14 protein-coding genes and 1 pseudogene are annotated in these 15,558 nt (G+C 58.0%); 11 read left to right on the top strand and 4 right to left on the bottom strand.

From position 1 onward, the window contains the following. Position 1 precedes the first annotated feature (1 nt). Positions 2 to 226 (top strand): annotated as a pseudogene (locus tag JFU37_RS29330) (hypothetical protein); the annotation flags it as partial. 219 nt (positions 227 to 445) lie between these two features. Here JFU37_RS29330 and JFU37_RS29325 read toward each other — a convergent pair. Both JFU37_RS29325 and JFU37_RS29320 read right to left on the bottom strand, forming a co-directional pair. Next, a complete protein-coding gene (locus JFU37_RS29325) occupies positions 446 to 1,663 on the bottom strand; it encodes an argininosuccinate synthase (RefSeq protein ID WP_059406294.1) in 1,218 nt (405 codons plus the stop codon). A gap of 129 nt (positions 1,664 to 1,792) precedes the next feature. After that, positions 1,793 to 2,701 carry an OmpA family protein gene (locus tag JFU37_RS29320; protein WP_201120609.1) on the bottom strand — a complete coding sequence of 303 codons (909 nt, stop codon included), beginning with the start codon at positions 2,699 to 2,701 and terminating at the stop codon, positions 1,793 to 1,795. A 159-nt stretch (positions 2,702 to 2,860) separates the two neighbouring features. Between JFU37_RS29320 and pyrC the strand changes: the two genes are divergently transcribed. Then, a complete protein-coding gene (gene pyrC / locus JFU37_RS29315; protein ID WP_201120608.1) occupies positions 2,861 to 3,907 on the top strand; it encodes a dihydroorotase in 1,047 nt (348 codons plus the stop codon). Continuing rightward, entirely contained in the window at positions 3,904 to 4,581 is a 678-nt protein-coding gene (rnt, locus tag JFU37_RS29310) for a ribonuclease T (protein WP_201120607.1), read from the top strand. Before pyrC ends, rnt begins: the two co-directional genes overlap by 4 nt. Positions 4,582 to 4,755: 174 nt before the next feature. Here rnt and JFU37_RS29305 read toward each other — a convergent pair whose 3' ends face one another. Continuing rightward, the gene (locus JFU37_RS29305) at positions 4,756 to 5,358 is read right to left on the bottom strand and encodes a peroxiredoxin (protein WP_201120606.1); all 603 of its coding nucleotides are present in this window, start codon (positions 5,356 to 5,358) and stop codon (positions 4,756 to 4,758) included. Between the two features lie 281 nt (positions 5,359 to 5,639). Here JFU37_RS29305 and JFU37_RS29300 point away from each other — a divergent pair, with 281 nt between their 5' ends. The 4 genes from JFU37_RS29300 (at position 5,640) to JFU37_RS29285 (ending at position 8,150) form a co-directional block, all read left to right on the top strand. After that, positions 5,640 to 5,858 carry a bacterioferritin-associated ferredoxin gene (locus tag JFU37_RS29300; protein ID WP_201120605.1) on the top strand — a complete coding sequence of 73 codons (219 nt, stop codon included), beginning with the start codon at positions 5,640 to 5,642 and terminating at the stop codon, positions 5,856 to 5,858. 198 nt (positions 5,859 to 6,056) lie between these two features. Beyond that, on the top strand, positions 6,057 to 6,530 hold the full coding sequence (gene bfr, locus JFU37_RS29295; RefSeq protein WP_201120604.1) for a bacterioferritin: 474 nt from the start codon (positions 6,057 to 6,059) through the stop codon (positions 6,528 to 6,530). A gap of 233 nt (positions 6,531 to 6,763) precedes the next feature. Then, complete coding sequence (locus JFU37_RS29290; protein WP_201120603.1) at positions 6,764 to 7,666, top strand: chemotaxis protein CheV; 903 nt, start codon at positions 6,764 to 6,766, stop codon at positions 7,664 to 7,666. A gap of 25 nt (positions 7,667 to 7,691) precedes the next feature. Continuing rightward, positions 7,692 to 8,150 carry a GNAT family N-acetyltransferase gene (locus JFU37_RS29285; protein WP_201120618.1) on the top strand — a complete coding sequence of 153 codons (459 nt, stop codon included), beginning with the start codon at positions 7,692 to 7,694 and terminating at the stop codon, positions 8,148 to 8,150. A gap of 181 nt (positions 8,151 to 8,331) precedes the next feature. Here JFU37_RS29285 and JFU37_RS29280 read toward each other — a convergent pair whose 3' ends face one another. Continuing rightward, positions 8,332 to 8,658, bottom strand: a complete 327-nt coding sequence (locus JFU37_RS29280; RefSeq protein WP_201120602.1) for a type 1 fimbrial protein — start codon at positions 8,656 to 8,658, stop codon at positions 8,332 to 8,334. A 265-nt stretch (positions 8,659 to 8,923) separates the two neighbouring features. On the opposite strand from JFU37_RS29280, the gene JFU37_RS29275 reads away from it, so the two are divergent. From JFU37_RS29275 to JFU37_RS29260, 4 genes are read left to right on the top strand one after another with little or no spacing between them, the layout of a single operon-like run. Beyond that, entirely contained in the window at positions 8,924 to 10,084 is a 1,161-nt protein-coding gene (locus JFU37_RS29275) for an efflux RND transporter periplasmic adaptor subunit (RefSeq protein WP_201120601.1), read from the top strand. Beyond that, positions 10,081 to 13,194 carry a multidrug efflux RND transporter permease subunit gene (locus JFU37_RS29270; protein WP_201120600.1) on the top strand — a complete coding sequence of 1,038 codons (3,114 nt, stop codon included), beginning with the start codon at positions 10,081 to 10,083 and terminating at the stop codon, positions 13,192 to 13,194. Before JFU37_RS29275 ends, JFU37_RS29270 begins: the two co-directional genes overlap by 4 nt. A 9-nt stretch (positions 13,195 to 13,203) precedes the next feature. Further along, positions 13,204 to 13,881, top strand: a complete 678-nt coding sequence (locus JFU37_RS29265) for a heavy metal response regulator transcription factor (protein WP_201120599.1) — start codon at positions 13,204 to 13,206, stop codon at positions 13,879 to 13,881. Next, on the top strand, positions 13,871 to 15,235 hold the full coding sequence (locus JFU37_RS29260; RefSeq protein WP_201120598.1) for a heavy metal sensor histidine kinase: 1,365 nt from the start codon (positions 13,871 to 13,873) through the stop codon (positions 15,233 to 15,235). Before JFU37_RS29265 ends, JFU37_RS29260 begins: the two co-directional genes overlap by 11 nt. The last annotated feature ends 323 nt before the right edge of the window (positions 15,236 to 15,558 follow it).

Raw genomic sequence — 15,558 nt, 5'->3', positions numbered from 1 at the left:
GATATTTGCAACACTGTCTGAAACATCGGCGGCCCTCTCGCTGCCTTTCCTCGACAATAATGAAAGAGAGATCTACATCTGGTTCCTGATCAGTTTCCCTTATTATTTGATTTTACTTTTCTTCGCCACACTCAACTTCAACTATCGATCGCTTTACGCCCCCTCTGACTTTGAAAAGGGAAAGCATTTCATAAAAGTCATGGACAGGGCTGAGCGTCCGGACAATGAAGCCATGCCGGAGGAAAAACTGAAGGAAAGCACATTGAAAAATTCAAAATCCCCTAAGAAACGCAGTCATCAGTAGCGTTTGAGGGATTGTCAGGAGGGCTTGAAAGAAACCGGAAAAACGCTAAATCGCAAGACAGGTAGAAAATCACCCTTTTCAAATGTGTGGCCACGTCGACGACGGGCCACACATTCTATTCGTTCTACGGCCTCAAAGGTCTCAGAACAGCTTCCGGCCTTTGTTCGCCGCGATACGCATGCGCAAGGCATTGAGCTTGATGAAACCCGCCGCGTCGGCCTGGTTGTAGGCGCCGCCGTCTTCTTCGAAGGTTGCGATGTTGGCGTCGAACAACGACTCGTCGGACTTGCGACCCGTGACGATCACGTTGCCCTTGTACAGCTTCAGGCGCACAACGCCGTTCACGTGTGCCTGGGACGCATCGATCATCTGTTGCAGCATCAGACGCTCAGGGCTCCACCAGTAACCGGTGTAGATCAGGCTGGCGTATTTCGGCATCAGCTCATCTTTGAGGTGAGCGACTTCGCGGTCCAGCGTGATCGATTCGATCGCACGGTGAGCGCGCAACATGATGGTGCCGCCTGGGGTTTCGTAGCAGCCACGGGACTTCATGCCCACGTAACGGTTCTCGACGATGTCGAGACGGCCGATACCGTGTTCACCGCCGATACGGTTCAGGGTCGCCAGCACGGTGGCCGGGGACATTTCGACGCCGTCCAGTGCGACGATGTCGCCGTTGCGGTAGGTCAGTTCCAGGTACTGCGCTTTGTCAGGAGCCTTCTCCGGGGAGACGGTCCATTTCCACATGTCTTCTTCGTGCTCGGTCCAGGTGTCTTCCAGCACGCCGCCTTCATAGGAGATGTGCAGCAGGTTGGCATCCATCGAGTACGGGGATTTTTTCTTGCCGTGACGCTCGATCGGGATGTTGTGCTTTTCAGCGTAATCCATCAGCTTTTCACGGGAGAGCAAGTCCCATTCGCGCCACGGAGCGATCACTTTCACACCTGGCTTCAACGCGTAGGCGCCCAGTTCGAAACGAACCTGGTCGTTGCCTTTGCCGGTGGCGCCGTGGGAAATGGCGTCAGCGCCGGTTTCGTTGGCAATTTCGATCAGGCGTTTGGCGATCAACGGACGAGCGATGGAAGTACCCAGCAGGTACTCGCCTTCGTAAACGGTGTTGGCGCGGAACATCGGGAAAACGAAATCGCGTACGAATTCTTCGCGCAAGTCGTCGATGTAGATCTCTTTGACGCCCATGGCCTGAGCCTTGGCGCGTGCAGGTTCGACCTCTTCGCCCTGACCCAGGTCAGCGGTGAAGGTCACGACTTCACAGTTATAAGTATCCTGCAGCCACTTGAGGATCACCGAAGTGTCCAGGCCGCCGGAATACGCCAGAACGACCTTGTTTACGTCCGCCATGCCATCACTCCACGGGGTTCTACGGAAAGCCGTTGAGTCTACCGGGCATGCAGAATAATTTACAGAGGCGCGACAGCTTATGACGACGAAGCGACAGATTATGTCGAGTGAGCGACGATTACAGCGGGTTCAGGAGGTCGCCGGGGTGCTGCCCGGTGTCGTGGTTTGAGGCGCGACTTTCTCGGTCGGCGCCACCCGCTCCAGGCGCACAGCGACCCGGCGATTTTTCGCCCGGTTGGTCGCATTGGTGTTCGGCGCCACCGGGTATCGCTCACCGTGGAAACGCATAGTGATCTGCGACTCCTGAATGCCATTGGCCTTGAAAAAGTCCATCACCGCTAATGCCCGGCGGCGTGACAACTCGCGGTTGGTCAGGCGATTGCCGCTGTTGTCGGAGTGGCCATCGAGTTCGATATGGTTGACCGTTGGATCAGCCTTCATGAACTCCAGCATGACCTGCAGCTGCGCCTTGGCTTGCGGGTTCAACTCTATCCCTTCACCCGGAAAACCTATCTCGGACTGTTTAACCTGTTCGAAATTCTTCGGCAGCAGTTTCGCCACACAACTTTGGTAATCATTGAAGGCCTTGCTGAACTTGACGGGCAACAGGCGTACTTCAGACACACGCCCGTCGCCAGAGGAGTGCCGAATAAGTGGACTGCGACCGTCCATCAGGCCACTGATCAAGCGTCCGGCCTGAACTTGCGAACTGTTGAACAGTACATTCCCGCTGCCGATTTGCACGGCCCCCAAGTTGATATCGCCACGCCCTGGCTGCCAGGGAGCGGCGGCCGCCAGCAAGGTCGCCGAACCACCGCCCATCATCGCGTTGTAGGCCTTCAGACGAAAAGTCGCCTGCTCGCCCGCACGGCGCACGAACTCTCCCGAACCGAAATCGGTGATTGGCTGAGTCAAGCGGCACTCGAACTTGTCACCTTCGACCGTCCACTCGATGCTCTCCAGACGGGTCTGGAAAGTGAGCGCCATCGCAGGAAGGCTGGCAAACACACTGAGCAAGGCTAAATAACGCTGGCGCACGGGAGGCTCCACTGGCTTCTACAACAAAAAGACCGACACAGACTTGTTTACGGCGTACCTGTTGGATATCGGAAGCTTCCTGCAAAACTTGATAGCGAGTGCCTGCAAGAGTCTTTTCCGGTAGCATTCCCCTGAGTTTGACCCGCCTGGAATCCCCTCATGTCCGACCGCCTGACCCTGCTGCGTCCCGACGACTGGCATATTCATCTTCGCGATGGTGCCGTGTTGCCCAATACCGTCGCGGATGTCGCGCGCACCTTTGGTCGCGCGATCATCATGCCCAACCTCGTACCACCGGTGCGCAATACGGCTGAAGCCGACGGCTATCGCCAGCGGATTCTCGCTGCACGGCCGGCCGGTAGCCGTTTCGAACCGCTGATGGTTCTCTACCTGACCGACCGCACACAGCCCGAAGAAATTCGCGAGGCCAAGGCCAGCGGTTTCATTCACGCCGCCAAGCTGTACCCGGCCGGCGCGACCACCAACTCGGACTCCGGTGTCACCAGCATCGACAAGATTTTCCCTGCACTTGAGGCCATGGCTGAAGTCGGGATGCCCTTGTTGGTTCACGGTGAAGTCACCCGTGGCGATGTCGACGTGTTCGATCGCGAAAAACTCTTCATCGATGAGCACATGCGTCGTGTGGTCGAGCGTTTCCCGACCCTCAAAGTGGTGTTCGAACACATCACCACCGCTGATGCCGTGCAGTTCGTCAACGAGGCTTCGGCCAATGTCGGCGCAACCATCACCGCGCATCACCTGCTCTATAACCGCAACCACATGCTGGTGGGCGGGATCCGGCCGCACTTCTATTGCCTGCCGATTCTCAAGCGCAATACGCATCAGGAAGCCCTGCTCGACGCCGCCACCAGCGGCAGCGAGAAGTTCTTCCTGGGCACCGACTCGGCCCCCCATGCCCAGCACGCTAAAGAAGCGGCTTGCGGTTGCGCCGGTTGCTACACCGCTTACGCGGCGATCGAGATGTATGCCGAGGCCTTCGAACAGCGCAACGCGCTGGACAAGCTCGAATCCTTCGCCAGCCTCAACGGCCCGCGTTTCTATGGTCTGCCGGTGAACACTGATCGAATTACCCTGGTCCGCGAAGAGTGGACCGCCCCCACCAGCCTGCCATTTGGCGAGTTGACCGTAATCCCGCTGCGCGCCGGTGAAAAACTGCGCTGGCGCCTGCTGGAGGAACACGCGTGAGTGAAGACCATTTCGACGACGAACAGGACGGTCAAGGCGGCGGAGGTGGCTCGCGTCACCCGATGGCAGCTCGCTTCCGTGGATACCTGCCCGTTGTTGTCGACGTTGAAACCGGCGGTTTCAACTCTGCCACTGACGCCTTGCTGGAAATCGCTGCGACCACCATCGCCATGGACGAAAAAGGGTTTGTGTATCCCGATCACACCTACTTCTTCCGTGTAGAACCCTTTGAAGGCGCGAACATCGAAGCGGCCGCGCTGGAATTCACCGGTATCAAACTTGATCACCCGCTGCGTATGGCGGTGAGCGAAGAAGCCGCACTGACCGATATTTTCCGTGGCATTCGCAAGGCGTTGAAATCGAACGGCTGCAAACGGGCGATTCTGGTCGGGCACAACAGCAGCTTCGATCTGGGTTTTCTCAACGCCGCCGTCGCGCGCCTGGACATGAAACGCAACCCGTTTCATCCATTCTCCAGCTTCGATACCGCGACGTTGGCGGGCCTGGCTTACGGTCAAACCGTACTGGCCAAGGCCTGCCAGGCAGCCGATATCGACTTCGACGGTCGCGAGGCTCACTCGGCTCGCTACGACACAGAGAAGACGGCTGAATTGTTCTGCGGCATCGTCAATCGCTGGAAACAAATGGGCGGCTGGGAAGACTTCAACGACTGATGTGTGTGTAGGAGCGAGCTTGCTCGCGATGGTCGTTAACGATAACGCATGTTTACTGGCTAAACGCGGCGCTCTTGAGTCCATCGCGAGCAAGCTCGCTCCTACAGGGATTGCAGTTTCCGCCCATAAAAAAACCGGCCTCAACGGCCGGTTTTTTTATGCGTCAAACGTGCCTTACAGCGAAGCAGCGTTCTCGGTCAGGTAAGCCGCGACGCCTTCGGTCGAAGCGGTCATGCCTTTGTCGCCTTTTTTCCAGTTGGCCGGGCAAACTTCGCCGTGCTCTTCGTGGAATTGCAGAGCGTCGACCAGACGGATCAGCTCTTCCATGTTACGGCCCAGTGGCAGGTCGTTGATGATCTGCGAACGGACAACGCCTTTGTCGTCGATCAGGAACGCGCCACGGAATGCCACGCCGCCTTCGGACTCAACGTCGTAGGCCTTGGCGATTTCGTGCTTCATGTCGGCAGCCATGGTGTATTGAACCTGGCCGATGCCGCCATTGTTCACCGGGGTGTTGCGCCATGCGTTGTGGGTGAAGTGCGAGTCGATCGAAACCGCGACCACTTCAACGTTACGTGCCTTGAAGTCTTCCATGCGGTGGTCCAGAGCGATCAGCTCGGACGGGCAAACGAAAGTGAAGTCCAGTGGGTAGAAGAACACCAGGCCGTATTTGCCTTTGATGGCCGAGGACAGGGTGTAGCTGTCTACGATCTGGCCATTGCCGAGTACGGCCGGGACGGTGAAGTCTGGGGCTTGTTTGCCTACGAGTACGCTCATTGGATATCTCCTGGTGTAAAGACGTGAAGAACCTGGCTCGGATCAGCCTGCCACCCTCAGGCGACAGCCCTGTGACACGAACCTGTTTCGCAAAGACCGGCCATCATACACTGCGTGTTTGACCTGTCCAAAAAAGCATCCGATACATGTCGACGCGAATCACCTGAAGCAAACCGTTCGTCAGTCACACGCCTGTATGCCCTAGAAACCACTTTGACAATCATTCTCGTTAACATTAAGATCCATCGCAATTGAGTCACAACCAGCGACGGTTTTCACTTATGTATGTTTGCCTCTGCACTGGCGTCACCGACGGTCAAATCCGCGATGCAATCTATGAAGGTTGCTGCAGCTATAAGGAAGTCCGCCAGGCCACCGGCGTTGCGAGTCAATGCGGCAAATGTGCCTGCCTCGCCAAGGAAGTGGTCCGCGAGACCCTGACCAAGTTGCAATCCGCCCAGGCGGCGATACCTTTTTCAGTTGAATTTACCGCCGCATAAATACCCTATTTTAAAAAACCGGACGCCTGTCCGGTTTTTTTATGCCTGAAAATCAATTGCTTATGCGCTAGACGCGGAACATAAACACTCTTATTCCGATTAATTTTCATTTAAGTTTCAATAACTTAGGTTTGACACCCCTAATTACGCGGCCCAAACTCTGCCTTATTGACAGTTAATACAGGGCAGGACCCCATCATGAAAGGCGACGTTACAGTCATCCAGCATCTCAACAAGATCCTTGCCAATGAGCTGGTCGCGATCAATCAATATTTCCTGCATGCGCGCATGTACGAAGATTGGGGCCTGAACAAGCTGGGCAAACACGAGTACCACGAATCCATCGACGAGATGAAGCACGCGGACAGGCTGATCAAGCGCATCCTGTTCCTTGAAGGCCTGCCGAATGTCCAGGATCTGGGCAAGCTGCAGATCGGCGAACACACTCAGGAAATGCTTGAATGCGACCTGCGCATCGAGCGCACCGGCCACGCTGATCTCAAGAAAGCCATCGTTCATTGCGAAAAAGTGGGCGACTTCGGCAGCCGCGAACTGCTGGAAGATATCCTGGAGTCCGAAGAAGAACACATCGACTGGCTGGAAACCCAACTGGGCCTGATCGATAAAGTCGGTCTTGAGAACTATCTGCAATCGCAGATGGGCGAAGAGTAAGTTAGCGCCTGCTAATCTCGAGATAATAAAAAGCCCCGCGCTCTTTTGAAGAGGCGGGGCTTTTTAGTTTCTTCACGGGCTGCCGGGGCGTTTGGGTGTGTACAGGAACGCTCCAATCCTATGGACATCAGGGGAATATTCCTAAAGCATGCCCCCAACAAGTCGATAACCCGGCATCGATAGCTGTAGGCGGTCCCCTGATCGCCCGCCACCTTTTTCCATAGAAGGTTTTTATGTCTTCCAACAACGCCCGCGCAGACTCACTTTCGCTTCTGCTGTTTACCTTGCGTAGCGGCAAGCTGATGGCGATCAACCTGCTGAAAGTCAGTGAAATCATCCCCTGCCCGCCGCTGACCAAGCTTCCCGAGTCGCACCCTCACGTCAAAGGCATCGCCACCCTGCGCGGCGCCTCGTTGTCAGTCATCGACCTGAGCCGTGCCATCGGCGAGCGACCGCTGGAAGATCCGAACGGTGGCTGCCTGATCGTCACGGACGTCAGCCGCTCCAAACAAGGCTTACACGTTCAAGCGGTGAGCAAGATCGTCCATTGCCTGACCACCGACATCCGTCCGCCGCCCTTTGGCTCTGGCGGCGTGCGTTCGTATATTACCGGCGTGACGTCCGTCGACGGCACGTTGGTGCAAGTGCTGGACATCGAAAAAGTGATCCACGGCATCGCCCCGGTACAGCTCGAAATGGCCCCGACCGAACTCAGCATGGAAGACGCCGAAGTGCTGGGCCACGCACGGATTTTGGTGGTCGATGACAGCCAGACAGCGCTGCAACAATCGGTACACACCCTGCGCAACCTCGGGCTGCAATGCCACACTGCCCGCAGCGCCAAGGAAGCCATCGATTGCTTGTTGGACCTCCAAGGCACGGCGCAGCAGATCAATCTGATCGTGTCGGACATCGAAATGTCCGAGATGGACGGCTACGCCTTCACCCGCACCCTGCGTGAAACCCCGGACTTCGCGCACCTCTATGTGTTGCTCCACACTTCGCTGGACAGCGCGATGAACAGCGAAAAGGCCCGTCTTGCCGGCGCGAACGGGGTACTGACCAAGTTCTCCTCCCCGGAACTGACCAAGTGCCTGATCGAAGCGGCCAAGGCAGTCGCCGAACAAGGTCATTGAGTTGGCTGAGGAATTTTGCTTTCTGATGCGGCGCAACCTTGCCGAGGTTGTGCCGGTCATAACGTGGCCCAACGGTATTGAGTTGACTGAATATCGCCCCGAACTTGCCGATGCCGTTCATCACCTTATGCTATTGGGCTATCAGGAAGGCGGAGGTCGCGTGCCGGCTCTGGAAGTCTGGCAGCAGCGCTTTGAAACTGACCCTGAATATGATCCCGGCCTGTGCTTCATTGCTGTGGATGCCGACGGCATCGTCGGGGTAGCCCAATGCTGGACCAGCGCCTATATCAAAAACCTGGTGGTGCATCCGCGGGCTCAGGGGCAGGGATTAGGACGCGCGTTGCTGCTGCATGCTTTCAAAGTGTTTCAGCAACGCCACGAAGGCTTTGTGGATTTGAAGGTGCTGGAGGATAACCTTCGGGCGCAGCGGCTGTACGAAAGCGCCGGGATGCGGGTAGTCCGCCGGGAACCGGTTCCCACCTGACACACTGAGCAATGCGTTTGTTTCGTTACGGGCGGCCTGATCCAGGCGATGAGTTGTCTTTGATGGCCTCATCGCGAGCAGGCTCGCTCCCACCTCTGATCTCCATAGCACACCGATTCGTGTTTGACGCAGATCCTACTGTGGGAGCGAGCCTGCTCGCGATGGCGGCAGCAGCACGGCCTTACAAGTAGGTGATGGTGACGATACCTTTTTCAGGTGTCGAAACGACACGGGCCTCATCTGCCTTCAACGACTCGAAAGCCGTCGAAAAGGGTATCGGACCGTGACCGCAGGCATTGCGATAGGTATCCACGTCCAGATCCAAACCGGATGCCACCTGGATACGTTGCGACTCGGCAAACTGCGCCGGCCCCGCGTGACTCACCGCACATCCCGAATTGACGATCTGCCCGACGAAATGCACGCTATCCGACACCGTTTGCGGCGCAGCGGATACGGCCAGAGGTATGAACAACAGCACACTCGAAACCACGATTTTCCGCTTCATTTCAAGAGCACTCCGGCATCGTTCATGGACCACACCCTCTGTATCCGGCCATAGGAAAAGATCTTTCATCAGCTTAGTCGCCCTCGCCAGCAAGCCAGGTCCTGCGGGGGACTGTGGTGTACGCAAATGTTTCGCAGAATAATCAGGCTTCCAAACTGACAGCGCCGTCAGTTAGCAGTCACCTTCCTGACCGTCGAACAGGTTTATAAAGGAAGGTATAAACCTGCCCCAACTCCCGACCACCCAGCCCCGGCGCCCCACTCGCATGCGAATTCAGAAAAACCCCGCCCTGCTCGCCGCCCTTCTGATCGTTCTGGCAGCGCTGGGTCTGTGGTACGCCACCAAACCCGCCACAACAAAACTCGCCACCCCCACCGCCATTCCCGTGCGCGTGGTCAACGTTGTCGAAAAAGATGTTCCCCGTTACGTCACCGGCATCGGCTCAGTGCTGTCCCTGCACAGCGTCGTGGTCCGACCGCAAATCGACGGCATCCTGACCAAAATCCTGGTCAAAGAAGGCCAACTGGTGAACAAAGGCGATTTGTTGGCCACCATCGACGACCGTTCGATCCGCGCCAGCCTCGACCAGACCCGGGCCCAATTGGGTGAAAGCCAGGCACAACTGCAAGTGGCCCTGGTCAATCTCCAGCGCTACAAACTGCTGAGCGTCGACGATGGCGTTTCCAAGCAGACCTACGACCAGCAACAAGCCCTGGTCAACCAACTCAAAGCCACGGCCCAAGGCAATCAGGCCTCAATCGACGCCGCTCAGGTGCAGCTTTCCTACACACAGATTCGCTCTCCGGTCACCGGTCGCGTCGGCATTCGTACGGTGGACGAAGGTAACTTTCTGCGCATGACCGACGCTCAAGGGCTGTTCACGGTGACCCAGATCGACCCGATCGCCGTCGAGTTCTCCCTGCCACAGCAAATGCTACCGATTTTGCAGGGCCTGATCAGCGATCCACAGCACGCCCAGGTCAAGGCCTACATCGGAGCCGACACCGACGGTGAAACCGGCAACCTGCTGGGTGAAGGCCACCTGACGTTGATCGACAACCAGATCAACGCCAACACCGGGACCATCCGGGCCAAGGCTGAATTCAACAATCCCGGACAGAAACTCTGGCCGGGGCTGCTGGTGACGGTAAAGATTCAGACAGCGCTGGATAAAGATGCGCTGGTCGTACCGCCCACCGTCGTACAGCGCGGGCTCGATCAACATTTTGTCTACCGCGTCAAAGGCGACAAGGTCGAAACCGTCCCCGTGCAAATGGTCTATCAAGACAGCGGCCTGAGCATCATCAAAGGCGTGCAGGCCGGCGACACATTGGTCAGTGATGGCCAGTCGCGGCTTAAACCAGGCTCGACCGTCCAGGTGCTGAGTGATCCGCCGCAGGTCGTTCAGTCGGAGATGAAACAATGAAGGGCCACGGCTCGGTCTCCGCCTGGTGCATCGACCACCCGGTGGCCACTATTCTGCTGACCTTTGCCCTGGTACTGCTCGGCGTCATCGCCTTCCCGCGTCTGCCGATTGCGCCGCTGCCGGAAGCCGAGTTCCCGACCATTCAGGTGGCCGCGCAACTGCCCGGTGCCAGCCCGGACACCATGGCGTCATCGGTGGCCACGCCGCTTGAAGTGCAATTCAGTGCCATTCCCGGCATGACCCAGATGACCTCAAGCAGCGCCCTCGGCTCAAGCATCCTGACACTGCAATTCACCCTCGACAAAAGCATCGATACCGCCGCCCAGGAAGTTCAGGCCGCGATCAACACCGCCGCCGGCAAACTGCCCAAGGACATGCCGACCCTGCCGACCTGGAAGAAGGTCAATCCGGCTGACAGCCCGGTGCTGATCCTCAGCGTCAGCTCGAGCCAGATGCCCGGCACCGAACTCAGTGACCTGGTGGAAACCTTACTGTCGCGTCAGATCAGCCAGATCGACGGCGTAGGCCAAATCAACATCACCGGTCAGCAACGTCCGGCGATTCGCGTTCAGGTGTCAGCCGACAAACTCGCGGCCATTGGCCTGACGCTGGCGGACATTCGCCTGGCGATCCAGCAGACCAGCCTCAATCTGGCCAAAGGTGCGCTGTACGGCGAATCGAGCATCTCGACCCTGTCCACCAACGATCAGTTATTCCACCCTGATGAATACAGTCAGTTGATCGTTTCCTACAAGAACGGCGCACCGGTTCATCTCAAGGATGTGGCCAACGTCGTCAACGGTTCGGAAGATGCCTACGTTCAGGCCTGGGCCGGCGATCAACCGGGGGTAAACCTGGTGATTTCCAGGCAACCGGGGGCCAATATTGTCGAGACCGTGGATCGCATTCAGGCGGCCCTGCCCGCACTGGAAGCCATGCTGCCAGCCTCGGTGCAAGTCAAAGTGCTGATCGACCGCACGCAAACCATTCGCGCGTCCCTGCATGAAGTGGAAATCACCCTGCTGATCGCGATCATGCTGGTGGTGGCGGTGATGGCGCTGTTCCTGCGCCAATGGTCGGCGACGATGATCGTGTCGGCTGTGCTCGGCGTTTCGCTGACCGCCAGTTTCGCCCTGATGTACATCATGGGCTTCAGCCTGAACAACCTGACCCTGGTGGCGATTGTCGTCGCCGTCGGGTTTGTGGTGGACGACGCGATTGTGGTGGTGGAGAACATTCACCGCCACCTGGAGGCCGGCGACGGCATGCGCGAAGCGGCGATCAAAGGCGCCGGCGAGATCGGTTTTACCGTGGTTTCGATCAGTTTCTCGTTGGTGGCGGCGTTCATTCCGCTGCTGTTCATGGGCGGTGTGGTCGGGCGGCTGTTCAAGGAATTCGCGCTGACCGCCACCTCGACCATCATGATTTCGGTGGTGGTGTCGCTAACGTTGGCGCCGACCCTCGCCGCGTTGTTCATGCGCGCGCCCGTGCATCACGCCCACAGCAAACCCACGTTCGGCGAACGCTTGCTGGCAGGCTATGAAAAACTTCTACGTCGCGCCCTCACCCATCAGAAATTGATGATCGGCGTGTTCGGCCTGTCACTCGGTTTGGCCATCGTCGGTTACATCTTCATTCCGAAAGGCTTCTTCCCGATCCAAGACACCGGCTTCGTCCTCGGCACCACCGAAGCGGCTGCCGATATTTCCTACGGCGACATGGTGAAAAAACACCTGGCGATGGCTGAAATCGTCGCCGCAGATCCAGCGGTTCAGGCGTTTTCCCACTCGGTCGGCGTCTCGGGCAGCAACCAGACCATTGCCAACGGCCGATTCTGGATCACCTTGAAAAAGCGCGGTGACCGTGACGTTTCGGCCAGCCAGTTTATCGACCGGATTCGCCCGCAACTGATGAAAGTCCCCGGCATCGTGCTCTACCTGCGCGCCGGCCAGGACATCAACCTCAGCTCCGGCCCGAGCCGCGCGCAATACCAATACGTGCTTAAGAGCAACGATGGCCCGACCCTGAGCACCTGGACCCAACGCCTGACCGAAAAACTGCGCAGCAACCCGGCGTTCCGTGACATTTCCAATGACTTGCAACTGGGCGGCAGCATCACCCACATCAGCATCGACCGCAGCGCCGCCGCACGTTTCGGCCTGACCGCCAGTGATGTCGACGAAGCGCTGTACGACGCGTTTGGCCAGCGGCAAATCAATGAATTCCAGACCCAGATCAACCAGTACAACGTGATCCTCGAGCTCGATACCAAGCAGCGCGGCAAGGCTGAAAGTCTCAACTATTTCTACCTGCGCTCACCCCTGAGCGGTGAAATGGTGCCGCTGTCGGCCTTGGCCAGATTCGACGCACCGACCATTGGCCCGCTGTCCATCGCCCATGACGGGATGTTCCCGGCCGCCAACCTGTCATTCAATTTGGCGCCCGGCGTCGCGCTGGGCGATGCGGTGATCATGCTCAACCAGGCCAAGACGGACATCGGCATGCCGGCCGCCATCAGCGGCAACTTCCAGGGCGCGGCCCAGGCGTTCCAGAGTTCGCTGGCCAGCCAGCCGTGGCTGATTCTGGCGGCGCTGGTCGCGGTGTACATCATTCTTGGCGTGCTCTATGAGAGCTTCGTCCACCCGCTGACCATCATCTCGACCCTGCCGTCGGCGGGGCTCGGGGCAGTGATCATGCTGTGGATCTGTGGCCAGGACTTCTCGATCATGGCGCTGATCGGTTTGGTGCTGCTGATCGGCATCGTCAAGAAAAACGGCATCCTGATGATCGACTTCGCCCTTGAAGCGCAGCGCAAGGGCGGCTTGTCGCCGGAAGAGGCCATTTTCCAGGCGTGTATCACGCGGTTCCGGCCGATCATCATGACCACCCTCGCCGCCCTGCTCGGCGCCTTGCCGCTGATGCTCGGCTATGGCACTGGCGCCGAACTGCGCCAACCCTTGGGGATCGCGGTCGTCGGTGGCTTGCTGGTCAGCCAGGCGCTGACGCTGTTCACCACTCCGGTCATATACTTGTGGCTTGAGCGGCTTTTCCATCGGCACACTCTCCCACCAGCGCCAGCTCCGATGCCGGCGCTGACGACCATAGACTGAGGCGGGGTCATGCGCGTTCTGATTATCGAAGACGAGGAAAAAACCGCGGATTATCTGCACCGCGGTCTGACGGAACAGGGTTACACCGTGGACCTCGCCAGGGATGGCGTTGAAGGCCTGCACCTGGCACTGGAAAGCGACTACGCGGTGATCATCCTCGACGTCATGCTGCCGGGCCTCGACGGCTTCGGCGTACTGCGCGCTTTACGTGCGCGCAAGCAAACCCCGGTGATCATGCTCACCGCCCGCGAGCGTGTGGAGGACCGCATCAAAGGCTTGCGCGACGGCGCCGACGATTACCTCGGCAAGCCATTTTCCTTCCTCGAACTGGTGGCGCGCCTGCAAGCATTGACCCGGCGCAGCGGCGGCCACGAACCGGTGCAAGTGACCATCGCCGACCTGTGGATAGATTTGATCAGCCGTAAAGCCACCCGGGCCGGTGCGCGCCTGGACCTGACCGCCAAGGAGTTCTCACTGCTAAGTGTGCTGGCGCGTCGGCAAGGTGAAATCCTCTCGAAAACCGCCATCGCCGAAATGGTCTGGGACATCAATTTTGACAGCGACGCCAACGTCGTCGAAGTGGCGATCAAACGCCTGCGCGCCAAGCTCGATGGGCCGTTTGACGAAAAACTGCTGCACACGATTCGTGGCATGGGTTATGTGCTGGAGAGTCGTGTTGTCCAGTAATTCCATTGCCCTGCGCCTCAGTGGCATGTTCACGCTGGTGGCGCTGCTGGTGTTCCTGTTGATCGGCTGGGCGTTGTATCAACAGGTGGATAAAGGCTTGGGTTTGCTGCCCGAGGCTGAACTGGATGCACGTTACAGCGTGCTCGAATCCACCGTCGGCCGTTTTGGCACGCCCGAGCATTGGGTGAAGATCAACAACAAGCTCAACTTGCTCAGTGAGGAAGACCGGCGCATCAGTTTCTGGATCATCAGCGGCGATCCGAACTACGAGTACGGCAACCTGACGCCACAGATTCGCACCTTTGCGCAAGGACCGCTGGGCATGCGTGACCTGAAGCTGCCGGATCAGCCTTATCCATTGAAGGTGCTGGTCAGCCAGTTCCCGGCCAAGGACCAGCGACCACCGTTGCGTTTCATGATCGGCATCGACACCGAGACGTTTTTCCAGACCCAGCATCATTTGCTGATTGCCCTGATCAGCCTGGCGATCGTCGGCGTATTACTGGCCTCGGCCCTGGGGTATTGGGTGGCGCGGATTGGCCTCAAGCCACTGATCAAACTGTCCCAGGAAGCCCAGCGACTGGCCCCTCCATTGCGTTCCGGACGCTTGCGATTGTCTTCACTGCCGCCGGAACTCAATCAGTTCGTCAACTCGTTCAATTCCACGCTGGAGCGGGTCGAACAGGCCTATTCGCGCCTTGAATCGTTCAACGCTGACGTCGCCCACGAACTGCGTTCACCGCTGACCAATCTGATTGGCCAGACCCAAGTCGCGCTGACTCGCGGGCGCTCGGCGGAACATTATTTTGAAGTACTGCAATCGAACCTTGAGGAGCTTGAGCGACTGCGTTCAATCATCAACGACATGCTGTTCCTCGCCAGCGCCGACCAGGGCAGCAAGGCCACCAAACTGACGTCCACCTCGCTGGCGGATGAAGTGGCAACGACGCTGGAGTATCTGGATTTCATTCTTGAAGACGCCCAGGTTCATGTGCAGGTCAGCGGTGATGCGCAAGTGCGGATCGAAATTGCTCATCTGCGCCGGGCGTTGATCAATCTGCTAAGCAACGCGGTGCAGCACACCGAGCCTGGGCAGGTGATTCAGGTACGAATTGAGGTTGAGGAGCATCAGGTCAGCATTGGTGTCGCGAACCCGGGTTCGCCGATTGCCAGCGAACATCTGTCGCGCTTGTTCGAACGTTTTTATCGGGTTGATGCATCGCGCAGCAACAGCGGCAACAACCACGGCCTGGGGTTGGCGATCGTCAAGGCGATTGCGCTGATGCATGGTGGGGATGTGTTTGTGCGCAGTGATCATGGGATGAACACGTTCGGGATTCATCTCCCCGTCTGACGGGTCTTAAAAGTCAAAAGATCGCAGCCTGCGGCAGCTCCTACAATTGGAATGCATTCCAATTGTAGGAGCTGCCGCAGGCTGCGATCTTTGCCGTTCCCGCAACAGTCCTTTCTTGAATCGGCTCTGTTTCCAAAAGGCCAAGATCTTTATCTTTGCCCGTACTCCATTTCCCTCGACACGGTTCAGGGGCTCTTCCCCTTGTACCGTTGTCTTCAAAGCCGCTGCTATCAGCGGCTTTTTTTCGTTATGCAGCCGATCGTCGACGCCCCGTTCAATGTCCTCTAAGCTTCAATCAGCAAAAGGCCCCCTCCGAGCCTCAA

The organism is Pseudomonas sp. TH41 (genome assembly GCF_016650695.1).
Classification (GTDB): domain Bacteria; phylum Pseudomonadota; class Gammaproteobacteria; order Pseudomonadales; family Pseudomonadaceae; genus Aquipseudomonas.
Note: the sequence above shows the minus strand (reverse complement) of the source record. Positions and strands in the feature narration are given on the sequence as shown.

Coding starts and splice junctions, on each gene's coding strand:
- JFU37_RS29325 (WP_059406294.1), bottom strand. CDS start 1,663: ATGGCGGACGTAAACAAGGTCGTTCTGGCGTATTCCGGCGGCCTGGAC.
- pyrC (WP_201120608.1), top strand. CDS start 2,861: ATGTCCGACCGCCTGACCCTGCTGCGTCCCGACGACTGGCATATTCAT.
- JFU37_RS29305 (WP_201120606.1), bottom strand. CDS start 5,358: ATGAGCGTACTCGTAGGCAAACAAGCCCCAGACTTCACCGTCCCGGCC.
- JFU37_RS29300 (WP_201120605.1), top strand. CDS start 5,640: ATGTATGTTTGCCTCTGCACTGGCGTCACCGACGGTCAAATCCGCGAT.
- bfr (WP_201120604.1), top strand. CDS start 6,057: ATGAAAGGCGACGTTACAGTCATCCAGCATCTCAACAAGATCCTTGCC.
- JFU37_RS29290 (WP_201120603.1), top strand. CDS start 6,764: ATGTCTTCCAACAACGCCCGCGCAGACTCACTTTCGCTTCTGCTGTTT.
- JFU37_RS29285 (WP_201120618.1), top strand. CDS start 7,692: ATGCGGCGCAACCTTGCCGAGGTTGTGCCGGTCATAACGTGGCCCAAC.
- JFU37_RS29280 (WP_201120602.1), bottom strand. CDS start 8,658: ATGAAGCGGAAAATCGTGGTTTCGAGTGTGCTGTTGTTCATACCTCTG.
- JFU37_RS29275 (WP_201120601.1), top strand. CDS start 8,924: ATGCGAATTCAGAAAAACCCCGCCCTGCTCGCCGCCCTTCTGATCGTT.
- JFU37_RS29270 (WP_201120600.1), top strand. CDS start 10,081: ATGAAGGGCCACGGCTCGGTCTCCGCCTGGTGCATCGACCACCCGGTG.
- JFU37_RS29265 (WP_201120599.1), top strand. CDS start 13,204: ATGCGCGTTCTGATTATCGAAGACGAGGAAAAAACCGCGGATTATCTG.